We start from the raw sequence: 16,193 nt of genomic DNA, 5'->3' as shown, positions 1-16,193 counted from the left end.
CTTCCCGTGCTTCCGATTGGCTGGCTGGAGGTCCCCGTCGCCGACCGGAGGGGCCGCGGACAGGACGCAAAGGTGCCAAAGGCCGAGTCTAACGGGGTGGGGCTGGACGGATGCGCCCGCGGTCGCTCAGGCCAGATAGGCCGGGGCCGCCACGGGCAGGGTAAATCGGAACTCGGCGCCGCCGCCGGGGGCGCGGCCGACGGTGATGGTGCCGCCGTGGGCCTCGACGATGCCCTTGACGATGTAGAGCCCGAGGCCGGTGCCGCCGCGCTTGCTGCCCCGCCAGAAGCGGGTGAAGACGCGGTTCATGGACTCCTCCGGGATGCCGGGCCCCTCGTCGCTCACCGTGACCGACGTGCCGGTCTCCTCGCCCTCGCGGGGGGACGCCGTGGCCGTGATGTCGATGGTGACAGTTCCCTCGCCGTGCCGCACCGCGTTTTCGATGAGGTTGCTGAGCACCTGGTCGATCTTGTCGGGGTCGGCCCACAGGTCGGGCAGCGGCTGGACGAGGCGGAGCAGGAAGCGGTCGGCGGGCAGGCCGGCGGCGACGTACGCCTGGATGTGGCGGCCGACGGCGGCGCCGATGTCGACGGGCTGGCGGCGGACCTCCAGGCGGCCGGAGTCGATGCGGGAGATGTCGAGGAGTTCGGCGATCAGCCGGGTGACGCGGTCGGCGTCGGCGTCGACGGTCTCCAGCATCAGCCGTTTCTGGTCGTCGGTGAAGCGCTCCCACTTGGCGAGCAGGGTGGCGGTGAACCCCTTGACGGAGGTGAGCGGGGAGCGCAGTTCGTGGGCGACGGTGGCGATCAGCTCGGCGTGGCTGCGCTCGGTGCGGCGGCGGGCCTCGGTGTCGCGCAGGGTGACCAGGACGCGGCGGACCGGGCCGGTGGGGGCGGCGCGCACGTAGCGGGCGGTGACCAGGACCTCCCGGCCGCCCGGCAGCAGCAGGTTGCGCTCGGGCTGGCGGCTGCGGATGGCGAGTCCGCCGTAGGGGTCGGTGAGCTGCCACCAGCGCCGGCCCTCCAGGTCCTCTAACGGCAGGGCCCGCTCCAGGCTCTGGCCGAGGGCGTCGGCGGCCCGGCGGGCGGTGATCCGCTCGGCGGCGGCGTTGAAGCAGATCACCCGTCCGTGCTCGTCGGCGACGACCAGACCGTCGGGCAGTTCGTCGGGGTCGACTCCGGGGCCGGCGAGGTCACCGGGCCGGGGCGCGGGCGGCCGCCCGGCCTCGCGTGCTCCCGGTGCGCTGCTCGTGCCGACGCTCATCCCCGTACCCCACCTTCCGAATGCGCAGGGGTCCCGAGTGGGTCACCCTACTAGCTCTCGGTGACGGAGCGGCACCCTCCGGCGGCGCGCTGTGCACGCGCCGACGCGTAAAGACATACGGCGGCGGCGGTCGCGAGGTTCAGGCTCTCGGCCTTTCCGTGGATCGGGACCCGGACGACGGCGTCGGCCAGCGCGCGGGTCTCCTCGGGCAGGCCCCACGCCTCGTTGCCGAAGACCCAGGCGGTGGGGCCGCCCATGGTGCCCCGGTCCAGTTCGGCGTCGAGGTCGTGCTCGCCCGCCCCGTCGGCGGCCAGCACCCGGACGCCGGTCTCCCGCAGCCCGGCCACGGCCCGCTCGACGGGGACGCCGACGGCGACCGGCAGGTGGAACAGGGAGCCGACGGAGGCCCGTACGGCCTTGGGGTTGTACAGGTCGACGGAGGCGTCGGTGAGGACGACGGCCTCGGCGCCGGCGGCGTCGGCGCAGCGCAGCACGGTGCCGGCGTTGCCGGGGTCGCGGACGTGGGCGAGGACGGCGACCAGCTTGGGGCGGGCGGCGAGGATCTCCTCGAACGGCGTGTCCACGAACCGGCAGACCCCGACCAGGCCCTGCGGGGTGACGGTGGTGGAGATGTCGGCGATCACCTGCTCGTCGGCGAGGTGGACGCGGGCGCCGGCGGCGCGGGCCTCACCGACGATGTCGGCGTACCGCTCGGCCGCCTCGACGGTGGCGAACAGCTCGACGAGGGTCTTTCCGTACCCCGCCGCCTCCCGCACCGCCTGCGGCCCCTCGGCCAGGAACAGCCGCTCCTTCCCCCGGAAGTTCCGCTTCCCCAGCCGCCGCGCGGCGGAGACCCGGGGCGACCGAGGGGAAATCAAATCAGGAGCAGCAACCATGCGACGTACCTTCAGGGAGAGACACCTAGGGGCGCGGGGAACTGCGCGCTGAGCCACAGCGAACCCGCGGACGACAACAACAGGACCCGCAGACCGAAGCCTGCGGGTCCGTAAAGTCACGTCGGCTCAGAGCCAGCGCGGCGTCACGCGGCCTTGGGCGCGTTGACGTCGCTCGGCAGCGCCTTCTGCGCCACCTCGACGAGCGCGGCGAACGCACCCGCGTCGTTGACGGCCAGCTCGGCGAGGATCTTGCGGTCCACCTCGACGTTGGCGGCCTTCAGACCCTGGATGAAGCGGTTGTACGTGATGCCGTTCGCACGGGCAGCGGCGTTGATGCGCTGGATCCAGAGCTGGCGGAAGTCGCCCTTGCGCTTCTTGCGGTCGTTGTAGTTGTAGACCAGCGAGTGGGTGACCTGCTCCTTGGCCTTGCGGTACAGGCGCGAACGCTGACCGCGGTAGCCGGAAGCCTGCTCGAGGATCGCCCGGCGCTTCTTGTGGGCGTTGACTGCCCGCTTGACGCGTGCCACTTGTTAACTCCTTGTAGCGGGGCCGTGGTGGTCGTCACACGGCCCGAAAACGACTGGGTCCCGGTCCTGACGTGCGGCGCTCAGTGGAGGCGCCGGGGCGTCACTTGCCGAGAAGCTTCTTGATCTTCGCGGCGTCGCCCGGGGCCATCTCGGCGTTGCCGGTGAGGCGGCGCGTCACGCGGGACGACTTGTGCTCGAGCAGGTGGCGCTTGCCGGCGCGCTCGCGGAGCACCTTGCCGGAGCCGGTGACCTTGAAGCGCTTGCTGGCACCGCTGTGCGACTTGTTCTTCGGCATGGCGCCGTCTTCTCCTCGTCGGTGGCGCTCCGATGCCCGGTCGCGAAAACCGGGCACGGTGGAGCGTCGCTCTTGTTTCGGTTGCATCCTGGGACTCGCGTCCCGGGAGGTCACGCCTCGGCGGATGCCTCGGCAGGGGCCTCGGCGTTGGCGGCGTCGGGGTCCGCGGCGTTCATCGAACGGCCGGGGTTGGCCTTCGCCTCGGCCTTGCGGGCCTCCTGCGCCTGGCGGGCCTCGGCCATCGCCTCGGTCTTCTTCTTGTGCGGACCGAGGACCATGATCATGTTGCGGCCGTCCTGCTTCGGGTTCGACTCCACGAACCCGAGGTCGGCCACGTCCTCCGCGAGGCGCTGCAGCAGCCGGTAGCCGAGTTCCGGCCGGGACTGCTCGCGACCACGGAACATGATCGTGATCTTGACCTTGTCGCCCTGCTTGAGGAACCGGACGACGTGACCCTTCTTGGTGTCATAGTCGTGCGGGTCGATCTTCGGCCGGAGCTTCATCTCCTTGATGACCGTGTGCGCCTGGTTCTTGCGCGCCTCACGGGCCTTCATGGCCGACTCGTACTTGAACTTCCCGTAGTCCATGAGCTTGCACACGGGCGGACGGGCGTTCGCCGCGACCTCGACGAGGTCGAGGTCGTACTCCTGCGCAAGCTCCAGGGCCTTGGCAAGCGGGACAATCCCGACCTGCTCGCCGCTGGGACCGACAAGTCGCACCTCGGGAACGCGAATCCGGTCGTTGATGCGGGGCTCGGCGCTGATGGATCCTCCTCGGTAGCACCACACGACTGCCTGGGGGGCAGCCGCGTAACGTCTCTTTTCGATAGACCTAACCGCGCCGGCGCATGAAAAATGCCCCGGACGATCACGAGCGGGGCTCCTCGAACTGCTACCGGAGCACCGCCGCGATGGCCGCGGGGCGCGCTTTCGGGCTGGTGCCCGCCGCTGGGACGGGACCGCCTGACCGGTGACCCGCCGTCCCGGAGGACGGCCAGGTGGGAGTTCGAAAGCCTCCACTTGTGGGCCGGGCCCGTCGCCGCGAGGCATACGTGTCCGACCGGTCGTTACACAAGGTTAGCAGCTCCGGCCCGGCAGGTGCCAACCGAGGCGGTGCGCCTATCGTGTGCGGCATGAGTGAGACCCCTGCCGCCAGTCCCGAGAATCCCGACTTCGACGCCATGACCCGCGACATCGCCGAGGTCCCGGCGGTCGAGGTGATCGTGACGGTCGCCGTCAACCTGATGAGCGCCGCCGCCGTGAAGCTCGGTCTGACCGAGGAGGGGGACGCGCACAAGGACCTGGACGAGGCCCGCAAGCTGATCCACGCGCTGGCCGGGCTGCTGGACGGCAGCGCGACCGAGATCAGCTCGTTCCACGCGGCGCCGCTGCGGGACGGGCTGAAGTCGCTGCAGCTCGCCTTCCGCGAGGCGTCCCTGGTCGCGGACGAGCCGGGCAAGGGTCCGGGCGAGAAGTACACGGGCCCGGTGTACGGCTAGACGTCACCGCTTAACGTAGAGGGGCTCGCCCGGCGGGGTGGTCCCGGCCGGCAGGAGTGCCAGGTCGAGGCCGCGGACCAGGCGGGCCCGCAGGGTCTCGTCGGCGGCGAGGCGTCCGGCGACGGACCGGGCGGTCTCGGCGGGCGCGGCGGCCGGGTCGAGGACGAGGGCGAGGGTGCCGTCGGCCCGCCCCGGCCCGAGGTGGGCGCGGAGCACGGCGGGCTCGGCGGCCACGGCGCCGCGTACGGCGTCGACGACGGCCGGGTCGGCGAGCGGGTCGGTGGTGGTCCGGCCCTCGGCCAGCGCCCGCAGCGCGGGCCCGGTCAGTTCGAACGGCACCGGTCCGGCCAGGTCGAGGACGACCGTGTCGGCCCGCTCGTGCGCGGCGGCCTGGAGCGCCTGGTGCAGGGGGACGGCGACGGGGCGGGCCGCCGGGTCCCAGCGGGCGAGGGCGTCGGTGGAGGTGAAGGCGGGCAGCGCGGTCCGGCCGCCGGCCTTGAGCGTGGGCACCGCCATGTCACTGGTCTTCTCGCGGCGCAGCCCGGTCGCGTCCTCCTCGACCTCGCCGAGGACGGCCACCACCGGCACGAGCAGCCGGGCGCCCTTGAGCGCCTCCAGGACGGGGGCCAGGGCGGTGCGGTCCTCGGCCCAGGCGGCCAGCGCGGCGCTCAGCCGGGGGTCGGCGGAGCCGTCGTCGTCGGAGAAGCCGGGGTCGGGAATGTTCTTGTTCGCCACGGTCCCCGACCCTATCGGGGGGTTGCCGCTGGGCTTGTGCGGGCCCTGAAACCTCGGTGTGACCGTTTCTCAGGAGTTCCTCAGGGAAACTCATCGGATTTTCATCCCCGTCCCACACACGGTTCAGCCGCCGCCCCAAACATCGCGGCATGGGGTCCTCCAGATTACGGCTGACGTTCCTGACCCTGGCCTGTGCCACTGTTCTCGGTGGGGCGGCGGGGACGGTGTACCTGAACGCGCACGCGAGCACGTCCACCGCGTCGTCGCCGTCGAGCGCGCCGGCCTCCGCGTCGGCCACGTCACCGGCGACGGCCTCGGCGCCGTCGTCGTCGGCGCCCGCGGACGGGGAGGCATCGGTGGAACCTTCGGCGGAACCGTCCGTCGACCGGGACGCGCTGCTGGCGAAGGCCGTGGCGGCGGTGCCCAGGACGGACGACACCGAGGTGGCGGTCTCGGTACTGGACACGGAGACCGGGCAGAAGGCGGCGTACGGCGACGGGGCGTTCGCCACGGCGAGCATCGTGAAGGTCGACATCCTGGCGACGCTGCTGCTCCAGGCACAGGAGGCGGGGCGGAGACTGACGGCGACGGAGCGGACGTACGCCACCGCGATGATCCAGAACAGTGACAACGCCTCGACGACGGCCCTGTGGCGGGTGATCGGGCGGGCGGAGGGGCTCGACGCCGCCAACGAGCGGTTCGGGCTGACGGAGACCGAGGGCGGGGACGGGGAGCTGTGGGGGCTGACCCGGACCACCGCCGCCGACCAGATCGCCCTGCTGCGCCAGGTGTTCGAGGCGGAGGGCTCGGAGCTGAGCACGGCCTCGCGGGCGTACGTCCAGGGGCTGATGGGGCGGATAGCGGCCGGTCAGGACTGGGGGGTGTCGGCGGCGGGGTCGTCGTCCGCGCTGAAGAACGGGTGGCTACCGCGGAGCACGACCGGGCTGTGGGTGATCAACAGCATCGGGCGGGTGGTGTCCGGCGGCCACGCCTACCTGGTGGCCGCGCTGTCCCAGGGCAACGCCACGCAGACGGCGGGCATCTCGCTGGTCGAGGCGATGGCGAAGGCGGCGGTGTCGGTGTGCGGGGAGTCCGGGGAGACCGGTGCCGCGGCCGCCGGGGCTCAGTCCTCGTCGTAGCGGGTGCGGCGGCCGCGCCGCAGCAGCACCGAGGCGATGAGCAGGACGCCGCCGGCGCCGCCCGCGAGCGGGGCCGGCCAGGCGGACGCGTCCTCGGCGGCGGCGGTGGTGTCCGGGCCGGGGCCGAAGTACTCGCCGCCGTGGGCCGCCGCCTTGCGGTGCTCGGGCCGCAGCTTGCCGGCCGCCTCGATCGCGGCGGCGGGGTCGATGAAGCCGAAGCCCCGGGAGTCGTCGCGTCCGTCGGCCGGGGCGTTGCGGGCGGTGTCCTCCAGGAGGTTCTTGATCTGCGCGGGGATGAGGCCGGGATGGGCGGCCCGGACCAGGGCGACGGCGGCGGAGACGAACGCGGCGGCGGCGCTGGTGCCCCAGCCCTCGTAGTACTTGCGGTCCGGGTCGGCGATGATCACGTCGACGCCGGGGGCGCTGACCGTGGCGTACCAGCGGCGGGTGGAGAAGGAGGCGCGGGTGCCGTAGCGGTCGACGGCGGTCGCGGCGACGACGCCCGGGTAGGCGGCCGGGTAGGAGACGTGGTCGCCCTTCTCGCCGCCGTTGCCGGCCGAGGCGACGACGACGACGTTCTTCTCCAGGGCGTACTGGATGGCCTCGTCCTCGGCGGCCTCGGGGTGGGCGGAGGCGGAGTCGTCGCCGAGGGAGAGGTTGATGACGTCGGCGCCGTGGTCGGCGGCCCAGCGGATGCCCTCGGCCAGCGCGTTGCCCCGGGTCTCGCGGGCGCGGGCGCGGGAGGGGTCGCCGTCCTCCAGGATGACGCGGACGGGGAGGATCTTCGCCTCGGGGGCGATGCCCATGACGCCCTCGGTGCCCGCCGTGCCGTGTCCGTGCCCGGCGATGATCCCGGCCATGGCGGTGCCGTGCCGGGCCCAGGAGCGGTCGCCCCGGGCGGCGCCGAAGCCGACCAGGTCCTTGCCGGGGAGGACGTTGCCGATGAGGTCGGGGTGGTCGGCGTCGACGCCGGTGTCCAGGACGGCGACGGTGACGCCGGCGCCCTTGGTGGTGCGCCACGCCTGCGCGGTGTGCAGGGCGTCCAGGCCCCACTGCCGGGCGCGGATGCCGTCGGCGTGCGCGGCGGTGGCCGGGACCAGGGTCAGACAGGCGGCGAGCAGCAGGCCGAGGGCGGCGCGGCGGGACGGTACGGCGGTCACGAGGGCTGCTCCGTGGCCGGGCGGGCGTGGGCGCGCAGGGCGCGTTCGACGCGGTCGGCGAGGCCCTGGGCCTCGTGGCCGAGGCCGGCCTGGGCGACGGCCGAGGCGGCGCCGGGGGCCATGGCCGCCTCGGCGGGCTGCGGCTCGGCGACGGTGCGGGCGTCGGCCCAGCCGGAGACGGCGTAGACCACGACGGGGGCGTCGGTGAGGACGGAGACGGTCCAGGCGGCGCGCTGGCGGGCGCCGAACCCGGCGGCGACGGTGCCCTCGGCGGCGTAGGGCAGCGGCATCAGGTCGGTGCGGCTGCCGAGGTGCTCGCGCTCGAACCGGGCGGCCAGGTCGGCCATGGCGGGCGCGTCGGCCTCGGTGAACAGCAGGCCGACGGTGGTGACGTGACTGCGTGTGGCGTCCGTGTAGGTGGCGCGCAGCAGGCGGGCGCAGCCGACCGGGGCGAGGGTCTTGCGCAGCAGGGGGTCGAAGGCGCCGGCGCAGGAGGCGTCCGGGGCGACCGCGATACGGGTCCAGGTGCGGTCGGCGCCGCCGGGTCCGGCGCCGACGCCCTCGACGGTGGGCGGGAAGAGCTGGTCGACGGGCGCGCTGTGCCACAGCTCCCCGGCGGCGGCGAAGGCGTTCCGGGCGCCGCCGGCCCCCGCGTCCCCGGCCAGCCAGCTCCCGGTGACGGCGCCGGTGACCAGGCCGAGGCCGAGCACCAGGCAGACGGCGGCGGCAACCGTCCGGGCCCGCAGCCGCCGGCCGAGCCGCCGGGGGCGGGCCAGGCCGTCGTAGCCCTCGGGCTCCCCGAGCGACACGTACGGGCGCGCGGGCGCGGCCCAGGACGGTGCGGGGTCGGGCCCGTCGCTCCGGCGGCCGGACGGCGCCGCGTCGCGGTCCGGCGCGGTCTGCGGCCGCGGCTTCGGCTGGTGTTCCGGTTCCGGCTCCCCGGCGAGGGGCGGGCGCTCGGTGCCGGGTTCCCCGGCCGTCCGGGGCGGCACGGGCGGGGGTGTGTCCGGGAAGCGGGCGGACGCGGGCGGCGGGGGTGCCTGGCCGGCCGGGCGGGCGGCGGGCGCGGCCGGGGGCCGGGGCGGTGAGGTGCGGGGCGGTGTCACAGGGGCGGGTGGGGGTTCCGTGGGGCGGGGCGGCGCGGACGGGCGTGGTGGAGGGGCCGTGGGCGGGGGCGGGGAGTGGGAGGCGCGTCGCGCTTCCGTGCTCATGCGCCCCCCGTTCCGTCCATGCCCGGGCCGTCCGCTGGCCCTGGGCCGTGCCCGTCACTCTACGGCGTGACCCGGTGGGAGGGGGAACCCGTCGGCGGGCCCGGGGCATTGGCCCGGAACATCCCCCTACCCTGCGGTAATCAGGTCTGGCAGGCTGCGTCCATGACTGCGCGCTCCGCCGACCGGGCCCGTTACGACCGGGCCACCGCCCATCTGGACGCCCCCGTCGCGATCGTGGACCTGGACGCCTTCGACGCCAACGCCGAGGACCTGGTGCGCCGGGCGGGCGGCAAGCCGGTGCGGGTCGCCACCAAGTCCGTACGCTGCCGGGCGCTGCTCGAACGCGTCCTGGCCCGGGACGGGTTCGCGGGCGTCATGTCGTTCACGCTGGCCGAGTCGCTGTGGCTGGCCCGGTCCGGTGTCGAGGACGTGCTGCTGGCCTATCCGTCGGCGGACCGCGCCGGGTACGCGGAGCTGACCGCCGACCCCAAGCTCGCCGCCGCGGTGACCGTCATGGTCGACGACGTGGCGCAGTTGGGGTTCATCGACGCGGCGCGGGACGGCGGCCGTGAGGTGGTCCGGGTCTGCCTGGAACTGGACACCTCCCTGCGGCTGCTGGGCGGGCGGGTCCGGGTCGGTGCCCGGCGCTCGCCGCTGCACTCCCCCGCCGAGGTCGCCGAGCTGGCCCGCGCGGTGGCCCGGCGGCCCGGGTTCCGGGTGGTCGGGATCATGGCGTACGAGGGTCATGTGGCCGGGGTCGGGGACGCGGTGGCGGGGCGTCCGCTGCGCTCGCGGGCGGTGCGGCTGATGCAGGCCGCCGCGAGGCGGGAGCTGGCCGAGCGGCGGGCGGCGGTGGTGCGGGCGGTCCGCGCGGTCGTGCCGGACCTGGAGTTCGTCAACGGCGGCGGCACGGGCAGCGTGCAGCACACCGCCGCCGAGGACGCGGTCACGGAGATAGCCGCCGGGTCGGGGCTGTACGTGCCGAGGCTGTTCGACAACTACACGTCGTTCCGGGGCCGTCCGGCGGCCCTGTTCGCCCAGCCCGTGGTCCGGCGCCCCGGGGTCGGGGTGGTGACGGTGCTCGGCGGCGGCTACCCGGCCTCCGGCGCGGCCGGCCCGGACCGGCTGCCGGTGCCGTATCTGCCCGAGGGGCTGCGGTACGACCCCCAGGAGGGCGCCGGCGAGGTGCAGACGCCACTGCTCGGGCCGCCCGCCGACGATCTGCTGATCGGCGACAAGGTGTGGTTCCGGCACGCCAAGGCCGGGGAGCTGTGCGAGCGGTTCGACGCGCTGCACCTGGTGGCGGGGGACCGGGTGACGGCGACGGTGCCGACGTACCGGGGCGAGGGGCGCACCTTCCTCTAGGGCGTCTCTGAAAGGGACCTCCCGGAAAGGACGTTCCGTTACGGGTCGGCCGTCCCGCCGCCGGTCGGGCGGATGCCCTCGGTGATGCGGTCCATGTCGGCGAGCGGCGGGCCGTCCGCCCCGGCGTCGAAGACGTAGCGGACCACGACCGGGGACCCGGTGCCGACGGCGGACGGGAAGACCAGCGACTGCACGTAGCCGCCGGGCCCCTCGGCGGTCGTCACCCGCCAGCGGACGTAGTACCCGGCGCGGCCGGCCACCGCGACCGCCCCGGAGCCGACCACCCGGTGGGACTCGATGCCGCCGAAGGGCCGGGCGCCGACCGGGTCGCGGTCGTAGGCGTCGCCGGCCGCGTCCTCGATGTCCCGTTCGGCGAGGGTCTTGGGGGACCGCTCGGCGGTGGCGGTCACCGTGCGGGAGATGACGAGGCCGTGCCGACAGACGCCGCCGTCGCCGGGGCACTCGTAGGTGCCCTCGGTGGTCATCATGACGTCGTCCTCGGCGACGTTCCGCGGCCGGACCCAGTTGTCGAGCAGCGGGAAGGTGATGCCGTTGAGCTGGTCCTCGACCACGGCGGGGCCGGCGGCGGACGGGTCCGGCGACGGCGACGACGTGACCGGGGCGGGCACCCCGGGGGCCGGGGGCCGGGCCGCGGGGCCGGCGCCGTCCTCGCCCAGCACCAGCGCGCCGGTCACGATGGCGGTGACGAGGACCGCCGCGGCGGCCGTGAGGGCGATGGCCCGGCCCCGCCCGCCGCCCGGCGGCACGGCGGGCAGCGGGGCGGCCCGCGCGTGCTCGGTCCAGGCCGTGCCGTCCCACCAGCGTTCCTGGTACGGCGCCGACGGGTCGGGATACCAGCCGGGCGGGGGCGTCATGCTCATGCGGGCACTGTAGGGCCCGGCTACAGCGGTGTGACGTAGGCCCCGGAGATCCCGCCGTCCACCAGGAAGTCGGTGGCGTTGACGAAGGAGGAGTCGTCGCTGGCCAGGAAGGCGACGGCGGCGGCGATCTCGTCGGCCTCGGCAAACCGGCCGACCGGGATGTGCACCAGCCGGCGGGCGGCGCGCTCCGGGTCCTTGGCGAACAGCTCCCGCAGCAGCGGGGTGTTGACCGGGCCGGGGCACAGGGCGTTGACGCGGATGCCCTCCCGGGCGAACTGCACGCCCAGTTCCCGGGAGAGCGCCAGCACCCCGCCCTTGGAGGCCGTGTACGAGATCTGGGAAGTGGCGGCGCCCATCCGGGCCACGAAGGACGCGGTGTTGATGATGGAGCCCTTCCCCTGGCGCCGCATGTAGGGCAGGGCGGCCTTGCAGCACAGGTAGACGGAGGTGAGGTTGACCTCCTGGACGCGCCGCCACGCCTCCAGTCCGGTCTCCAGGATCGAGTCGTCGTCGGGCGGGGAGATACCGGCGTTGTTGAAGGCCACGTCGACACTGCCGTAGGTGTCGTACGCCGTCTTGAACAGCGCCTCGACCTGGTCGGGGTCGGTGACGTCGACCTCGGCGAAGGTGCCGCCGGTCTCCTCGGCGGCGGCCTTGCCGCGGGTCCGGTCGATGTCGCCGCAGACCACGTGGGCGCCCTCGGCGGCGAGCCGGCGGGCGGCGGCGAGGCCGATGCCGCTGCCGGCGCCGGTGATGACGGCGGTGCGGCCGACGAGCCGCCTGCAGATGTTGTCCGGAGTCACTGAGCGGGGCCCTCCGTGCTGATGAAGACGTTCTTGGTCTCGGTGAAGGCGGTCAGCGCGTCCGGGCCGAGTTCGCGGCCGATCCCGGACTGCTTGAAGCCGCCGAACGGGGTCCAGTAGCGGACGCTGGCATGGGAGTTGACGGACAGGTTGCCGGCCCGGACGGCGCCCGCGACCCGCAGGGCGCGGCCCACGTCCCGGGTCCACAGGGAGCCGGACAGGCCGTAGTCGGTGGCGTTGGCGAGCCGGACGGCGTCCGCCTCGTCGTCGAAGGGCAGCACCACGGCGACGGGCCCGAAGACCTCCTCGACGGCCACGCGCGCGTGGGGGTCGACGCCGGTGAGGACGGTGGGCGGGTACCAGAAGCCGGGGCCCTCGGGGGCCTTGCCGCGGATGCCGGGCGCGTCGGCGGGGACGTAGGAGCGGACCCGGTCGCGCTGGGCGGCGGAGATCAGCGGGCCCATGTCGGTGCGCTCGTCGGCCGGGTCGCCGACGGTGACCGCCTCGATGGCGGGGGCGAGCAGGTCGAGGAAGCGGTCGTGGACGGTGCGCTGGACCAGGATGCGGGTGCGGGCGCAGCAGTCCTGGCCGGCGTTGTCGAGGAAGGACAGGGGGGCGGCCGCGGCGGCGGCTTCCAGGTCGGCGTCGGCGAAGACGATGTTGGGGCTCTTGCCGCCCAGTTCCAGGGTGACGCGCTTGAGCCGGGCGGAGCCGCGGGCCAGGACGTCCTTGCCGACGGCGGTGGACCCGGTGAAGACGATCTTCGCCACGTCCGGGTGGTCGACCAGGGCCCGTCCGGCGACCGGGCCGTGGCCGGGCAGCACCTGGAAGAGGTGCTCGGGCAGGCCCGCGTCGAGGGCGAGGTCGGCGAGGCGGAGCGCGGTGAGCGGGGTGGTCTCGGCGGGCTTGAGCAGGACCGCGTTGCCGGCGGCGAGGGCGGGGGCGGTGCCCCAGGCGGCGATCGGCATGGGGAAGTTCCAGGGGGCGATCACGCCGACCACGCCCAGCGGTTCGAGGACCGTCACGTCCAGGCCGCCGGGCACCGGGATCTGCCGGCCGGTGAGCCGCTCCACTCCCCCGGCCGCGTAGTCGAGCAGGTCGCGGACGTTGCCCGCCTCCCAGCGGGCGTTGCCGAGGGTGTGCCCGGCCTCGGTGACCTCCAGGAGGGCCAGTTCCTCCAGGTGCTCGTCGACGGCGGTGGCGAACCGGCGCAGCAGCCGGGCACGGTCGCCGGGCGCCAGGGCGGCCCAGCTCGCCTGCGCGCGGACGGCGCGGGCGACGGCGGTGTCGATGTCGGCGGCGGAGGCGGCCGGGACGGTGGCGACGGTCTCCTCGGTGGCGGGGTTGAGCACCCGCAGCGCGTCGGTCAACGGGACCTCACATGCGTTCGAAGGAGCGGCGCAGCTCCCAGTCGGTGACGGCGGCGTCGAAGGCGTCGAGTTCGACCCGGGCCATGGTGCGGTAGTGGGCGACCACCTCGTCCCCGAAGGCGGCCCCGGCCAGCGCGCTGCGCTCCCAGAGCCCGGCGGCCTCGCGGAGGGTGGTGGGGACGTGCGGGAAGCCGGCGGTGTAGGCGTTGCCGGGGCAGGGGTCGGGCAGCTCCAGCTTCTGTTCGATGCCGTGCAGGCCGGCCGCCACCATCGCGGCGACCGCCAGGTACGGGTTGACGTCGCCGCCGGGGAGCCGGTTCTCGAAGCGCAGGGAGGGGCCGTGACCGACCACGCGCAGCGCGCAGGTGCGGTTGTCGTGGCCCCAGGCGACGGCGGTCGGCGCGAAGGAGCCGGGCTGGAACCGCTTGTAGGAGTTGATGTTCGGCGCGTACAGCAGCGAGAAGTCGCGCAGCGCGGCCAGTTGCCCGGCGAGGAAGTGCCGCATCAGCGGGGACATCCCGCCGTCGGGTCCGGCCATGGCGCTCTCGCCGTCGGGACCGGCCAGGGAGAGGTGGATGTGGCAGGAGTTGCCCTCGCGCTGGTTGTACTTGGCCATGAAGGTGAGGGAGACGCCCTCCTGGGCGGCGATCTCCTTGGCGCCGGTCTTGTAGATCGCGTGCTGGTCGCAGGTGACCAGGGCGTCGTCGTAGCGGAAGACGATCTCGTGCTGGCCGGGGTTGCACTCGCCCTTGGCGGACTCGACGGTGAGGCCGGCGCCGGCCATCTCGTTGCGGATGCGGCGCAGCAGGGGCTCGATGCGGCCGGTGCCGAGGATGGAGTAGTCGACGTTGTACTGGTTGGCCGGGGTGAGGCCGCGGTAGTCCGCCTCCCAGGCCCGTTCGTAGGAGTCCTTGAAGACGATGAACTCCAGCTCGGTGCCGGCCCGCGCGGTCAGGCCGTGCTCGGCGAGGCGCTCCAGTTGGCGGCGGAGGATCTGCCGGGGCGCGGCCACCACCGGGGAGCCGTCGGCCCAGGCGAGGTCGGCGACGAGCAGCGCGGTGCCCTCGTGCCAGGGGACGCGGCGCAGGGTGGTCAGGTCGGGGCGCATCGCGAAGTCCCCGTAGCCGCGGTCCCAGGACGACATGGCGTATCCGTCCACGGGGTTCATCTCGGCGTCGACGGCGAGGAGGTAGGCGCAGCCCTCGGTGCCGTGGTGCAGGACCTCGTCGAGGAAGAACGGGGCGGCGAACCGCTTGCCCTGGAGGCGTCCCTGCATGTCGGGGAAGGCGAGGACGACGGTGTCGATCCGGCCGTCCGCGACCAGGCGGCGCAGTTCCTCGACGGGGAGCGGGGGTGTGCGGTCTGCCACGGGTCGGCCTCCTGGGGGCTTCTTCGGTCAGCCGGGAGCCATAAGGTATGGCCCGGGACCATTGCCTGGGAAGGGGGCACGGGCGGATGCCGGAGGAGAGCGGGGGCCCGGCGGCGGACCGGCTGGCGCCGGTGCTGCGGCCCGTCCGGGCGGGCAACGGGTTCGAGGAGGCGCTGGAGCGGATCCTGCAGATCGTCCGGCTGGGCCTGGTGCCGGCGGGCGGGAGGCTGCCGCCCGAGCGGGAGCTGGCCGGGAGGCTGGGCGTCAGCCGGGTCACGCTGCGCGAGGTGCTGAAGGTGCTTCAGGAGCAGGGCCTGGTGGAGGCGCGGCGCGGGCGGTACGGCGGAACGTTTGTGCTGCCCCGGCGGCCGGACCCCGCGGCGGGCGACGGGGCCGAGCTGCGGCGCCGGGTGGCGGGGGTCGACCTGGAGGACGTGCTGCGGTTCCGTGCGGTGCTGGAGGTGGGCGCGGCGGACCTGTGCGCCACGCACGGGCTGCCGGCCCGGGGCGCCGAGCGGCTGCGGGCGGCGCTGGCCGGCACGCGGGACGCGCCCCCGGCCGACTACCGGCGCCGGGACACCCTGCTCCACCTCGCCCTCGCCGAGCTGTCCGGCTCGCCGACGCTGGCCGCGCGGTACGCGGCGGTCCGGGCCGCGCTGAACGACCTGCTGGACTGCATACCGCTGCTGGTACGGAACCTGGAGCACTCCGAGCGCCAGCACACCGCGCTGGTCGAGGCGGTGCTCGCGGGGGACGCGGAGGCGGCGCGGGAGACGATGCGGGAGCACTGCGCGGGGACGGCGGCGCTGCTGCGGGGGTTCCTGGCGTGAGGCGGCGGCGCTGCTGCGGGGCTTCCTGGCGTGAGGCGGCGGGCGCGGCGGTGCGCGGGTCCGTTCGGGGCCGCGAGGGTAGGGGTACGGGCGTGAGCCGGGGCGGGAGGGGCGGGAGGGGCGGATGACGGGCAGGCCGCTGATCGGGGTCAGTACGTATCTGGAGACCGGGACGCGCTGGGGGGTGTGGCATCTGGAGGCGGCGCTGCTGCCCGCCGGGTACCCCCTGCTGGTGCGGCGGGCGGGCGGGATCTGCGCGATGCTCCCGCCGGACGCGCCGGAGCACGCCGCGGCGGCGGTGGCCCGGCTCGACGGTCTGGTGATCGCGGGCGGCCCGGACGTGGAGCCGGTCCGCTACGGCGCCGAACCCGACCCGCGCACCGGCCCGCCCGCCCGGGCCCGGGACGCGTGGGAGCTGGCGCTGATCGAGGCCGCGCTGGCCGCCCGGGTCCCGCTGCTCGGGATCTGCCGGGGCATGCAGCTCCTCAACGTGGCCCTGGGCGGCACGCTCGTCCAGCACCTCGACGGCCACGCCGAGACGGTGGGCGTCTTCGGCGGCCACCCGGTGGTGCCGGTGCCGGGCACGGTGTACGCCGGGCTGGTCCCGGAGGAGACGCTGGTGCCGACGTACCACCACCAGGCGGTGGACCGGCTCGGCCGGGGCCTGGTCCCGTCGGCCCACGCGGCGGACGGCACGATCGAGGCGATCGAGCTGCCCGACGCCGACACGTGGGCCCTCGGTGTCCAGTGGCATCCGGAGATGGGCGACGACGACCGGGTGATGCGGGGCCTGATCGCGGCGACCGGCACCGACGCGACGCCGCGCGGGTGACGTGCCCGGCGCGCGGCGT

17 protein-coding genes are annotated in these 16,193 nt (G+C 74.7%); 5 read left to right on the top strand and 12 right to left on the bottom strand.

What is annotated here, in order from left to right:
* Positions 1–126: 126 nt before the first annotated feature.
* The 5 genes from IE316_RS23035 to infC form a co-directional block, all read right to left on the bottom strand.
* Positions 127–1,263, bottom strand: coding sequence for a sensor histidine kinase (locus tag IE316_RS23035; protein ID WP_190206343.1), 1,137 nt, complete (start codon positions 1,261–1,263; stop codon positions 127–129).
* Positions 1,264–1,313: 50 nt separating this feature from the next.
* Positions 1,314–2,159, bottom strand: a complete 846-nt coding sequence (locus tag IE316_RS23030; RefSeq protein ID WP_190206342.1) for a TrmH family RNA methyltransferase — start codon at positions 2,157–2,159, stop codon at positions 1,314–1,316.
* Positions 2,160–2,302: 143 nt separating this feature from the next.
* Positions 2,303–2,686 (bottom strand): 50S ribosomal protein L20, encoded by a 384-nt coding sequence (rplT, locus tag IE316_RS23025; RefSeq protein ID WP_004002577.1) that lies wholly within the window; start codon positions 2,684–2,686, stop codon positions 2,303–2,305.
* A 100-nt stretch (positions 2,687–2,786) separates the two neighbouring features.
* Positions 2,787–2,981 carry a 50S ribosomal protein L35 gene (gene rpmI, locus IE316_RS23020; RefSeq protein ID WP_004933563.1) on the bottom strand — a complete coding sequence of 65 codons (195 nt, stop codon included), beginning with the start codon at positions 2,979–2,981 and terminating at the stop codon, positions 2,787–2,789.
* Positions 2,982–3,091: 110 nt separating this feature from the next.
* Complete coding sequence (gene infC / locus IE316_RS23015; protein ID WP_190206341.1) at positions 3,092–3,769, bottom strand: translation initiation factor IF-3; 678 nt, start codon at positions 3,767–3,769, stop codon at positions 3,092–3,094.
* Positions 3,770–4,113: 344 nt separating this feature from the next.
* Here infC and IE316_RS23010 point away from each other — a divergent pair, with 344 nt between their 5' ends.
* Positions 4,114–4,479, top strand: a complete 366-nt coding sequence (locus IE316_RS23010) for a DUF1844 domain-containing protein (RefSeq protein ID WP_190206340.1) — start codon at positions 4,114–4,116, stop codon at positions 4,477–4,479.
* 3 nt (positions 4,480–4,482) lie between these two features.
* Here the strand turns inward: IE316_RS23010 and IE316_RS23005 are convergent, their stop codons facing one another.
* A complete protein-coding gene (locus IE316_RS23005; RefSeq protein WP_190206339.1) occupies positions 4,483–5,214 on the bottom strand; it encodes an SseB family protein in 732 nt (243 codons plus the stop codon).
* Positions 5,215–5,363: 149 nt separating this feature from the next.
* Between IE316_RS23005 and IE316_RS23000 the strand changes: the two genes are divergently transcribed.
* Positions 5,364–6,353 carry a serine hydrolase gene (locus tag IE316_RS23000; protein WP_190206338.1) on the top strand — a complete coding sequence of 330 codons (990 nt, stop codon included), beginning with the start codon at positions 5,364–5,366 and terminating at the stop codon, positions 6,351–6,353.
* On the opposite strand, the gene mycP is transcribed toward IE316_RS23000, so the two are convergent.
* The gene (mycP, locus tag IE316_RS22995; protein WP_190206337.1) at positions 6,338–7,513 is read right to left on the bottom strand and encodes a type VII secretion-associated serine protease mycosin; all 1,176 of its coding nucleotides are present in this window, start codon (positions 7,511–7,513) and stop codon (positions 6,338–6,340) included. The genes IE316_RS23000 and mycP overlap by 16 nt on opposite strands.
* Positions 7,510–8,505 (bottom strand): hypothetical protein, encoded by a 996-nt coding sequence (locus IE316_RS22990; RefSeq protein WP_373311266.1) that lies wholly within the window; start codon positions 8,503–8,505, stop codon positions 7,510–7,512. Before IE316_RS22990 ends, mycP begins: the two co-directional genes overlap by 4 nt.
* 381 nt (positions 8,506–8,886) lie before the next feature.
* On the opposite strand from IE316_RS22990, the gene IE316_RS22985 reads away from it, so the two are divergent.
* Positions 8,887–10,089 (top strand): amino acid deaminase/aldolase, encoded by a 1,203-nt coding sequence (locus IE316_RS22985; protein WP_190206336.1) that lies wholly within the window; start codon positions 8,887–8,889, stop codon positions 10,087–10,089.
* 38 nt (positions 10,090–10,127) lie between these two features.
* Here the strand turns inward: IE316_RS22985 and IE316_RS22980 are convergent, their stop codons facing one another.
* From IE316_RS22980 to IE316_RS22965, 4 genes are read right to left on the bottom strand one after another with little or no spacing between them, the layout of a single operon-like run.
* Positions 10,128–10,964: a DUF2510 domain-containing protein gene (locus tag IE316_RS22980; protein ID WP_190206527.1), complete on the bottom strand. Its 837-nt coding sequence runs from the start codon at positions 10,962–10,964 to the stop codon at positions 10,128–10,130.
* Positions 10,965–10,990: 26 nt separating this feature from the next.
* The gene (locus IE316_RS22975; protein WP_190206335.1) at positions 10,991–11,773 is read right to left on the bottom strand and encodes a 3-oxoacyl-ACP reductase; all 783 of its coding nucleotides are present in this window, start codon (positions 11,771–11,773) and stop codon (positions 10,991–10,993) included.
* Complete coding sequence (locus IE316_RS22970) at positions 11,770–13,143, bottom strand: aldehyde dehydrogenase family protein (RefSeq protein WP_190206334.1); 1,374 nt, start codon at positions 13,141–13,143, stop codon at positions 11,770–11,772. Before IE316_RS22970 ends, IE316_RS22975 begins: the two co-directional genes overlap by 4 nt.
* A gap of 7 nt (positions 13,144–13,150) precedes the next feature.
* Positions 13,151–14,512, bottom strand: a complete 1,362-nt coding sequence (locus IE316_RS22965; protein ID WP_190206333.1) for a glutamine synthetase family protein — start codon at positions 14,510–14,512, stop codon at positions 13,151–13,153.
* 86 nt (positions 14,513–14,598) lie between these two features.
* Here IE316_RS22965 and IE316_RS22960 point away from each other — a divergent pair, with 86 nt between their 5' ends.
* Positions 14,599–15,342, top strand: a complete 744-nt coding sequence (locus tag IE316_RS22960) for a FadR/GntR family transcriptional regulator (RefSeq protein ID WP_190206332.1) — start codon at positions 14,599–14,601, stop codon at positions 15,340–15,342.
* 124 nt (positions 15,343–15,466) lie between these two features.
* Positions 15,467–16,174 carry a gamma-glutamyl-gamma-aminobutyrate hydrolase family protein gene (locus IE316_RS22955; RefSeq protein WP_190206331.1) on the top strand — a complete coding sequence of 236 codons (708 nt, stop codon included), beginning with the start codon at positions 15,467–15,469 and terminating at the stop codon, positions 16,172–16,174.
* Positions 16,175–16,193 lie beyond the last annotated feature (19 nt).

This window comes from Streptomyces fumanus, from assembly GCF_014655295.1.
In the GTDB taxonomy this organism is placed as follows: Bacteria; Actinomycetota; Actinomycetes; order Streptomycetales; family Streptomycetaceae; genus Streptomyces; species Streptomyces fumanus.
Note: the sequence above shows the minus strand (reverse complement) of the source record. Positions and strands in the feature narration are given on the sequence as shown.